Source organism: Corallococcus sp. CA041A, from assembly GCF_003612075.1.
Lineage (GTDB): Bacteria > Myxococcota > Myxococcia > Myxococcales > Myxococcaceae > Corallococcus > Corallococcus exiguus.
Genome location: NZ_RAWF01000545.1, coordinates 1 through 1,222, shown reverse-complemented (window position 1 = coordinate 1,222; position 1,222 = coordinate 1). Strand labels below are relative to the sequence as shown.

The 1,222-nt window shown below is 77.6% G+C and carries 1 pseudogene; it reads right to left on the bottom strand.

The features are described 5' to 3' along the window. Nucleotides 1-721: 721 nt before the first annotated feature. Nucleotides 722-1,222: pseudogene (locus D7V77_RS42030) on the bottom strand (hypothetical protein); the annotation flags it as partial.

Genomic DNA, 1,222 nt, shown 5'->3' with positions numbered 1-1,222 from the left:
CCCCGGTCGCCCGCGCCACGCCGCCCCCCGTCGCGCCCCCACAGGCTCCGGCGGCGGCCCGGCCCGCGTCGGGTCAGGTGCCCGCGGTGCCTCCGGCGAAGCCCGCGTCGGGCCAGGTTCCTTCGGTGGCGCCTGCCGTGGGCGGCGTTCCGCCCGTGGCTCCGGCGACGGCTCGGCCTGCGTCGGGTCAGGTTCCTTCGGTGGCTCCGGCGACGGCTCGGCCTGCGTCGGGTCAGGTGCCATCAGTGGCTCCGGCTGTGGGCAGCGTTCCGCCCGTGGCTCCGGCGACGGCTCGGCCTGCGTCGGGTCAGGTGCCATCAGTGGCTCCGGCTGTGGGCAGCGTTCCGCCCGTGGCTCCGGCGACGGCTCGGCCTGCGTCGGGTCAGGTTCCTTCCGTGGCGCCTGCCGTGGGCGGCGTTCCGCCTGTGGCTCCGGCGACGGCTCGGCCCGCATCGTCCATTGGAGTTCCGTCCGTTTCTCCCTCGGGAGGAGCACCCACGACGGGGGCCCCTCAGCGGCCCACTCCCGCGGGCCTCGCGCCCATGGGGGCCGCTCCTCCTGGGACACCGCCGGGCATTGCCCCTGTGGGTGCCCCGGCCTCGGCACGGCCCACGGTGTCGGGGGTTCCGTCTGTTGGCGCCGCGTCCGTGCCGCCGGTGACGACCGCGCAGACCCGGCCCACCGCGACCGCGATTCCGGCCGTGGGCGCGGTGACCCCGCCTCAGGCTCCGGCGACTCCCGCCACGCCTCGCGCGACCGTGACCGCGATTCCGGCCGTGGGCGCGGTGACTGCTCCGCAGGCTCCGGCAACTCCCGTCGGTGCTCGCCCCACTGTCAGCGCGATTCCGGCCGTGGGCGCAGTGACTCCGCCCCAGGCGCCCGCCACGGCCCGGCCCACCACCACGACGCCGGCCGTGGGCGCGGTGACGCCTCCCGTGGCTCCCGCCATCGCCCGGCCGACCACCACGACGCCGGCCGTGGGCGCGGTGACGCCTCCCGTGGCTCCCGCGTCGACGCCTCGCATCGCACCGGTCGTTCCGCCCACCGCGAGCGCTTCGCCCGCGATGCCCCCCGCCATGCCGCCGTCGGTGCCGAGCATCGCGTCCATGCCGACGCCGCCGCCCGTGGCTCGCGGTCCCTCGGCCGTGCCGACCATGCAGCCCCTGAGCCCGGTGATTCCGCCCGTGGCTCCCGCGGCCCGTCCGCCTTCGGTTCCCACCAT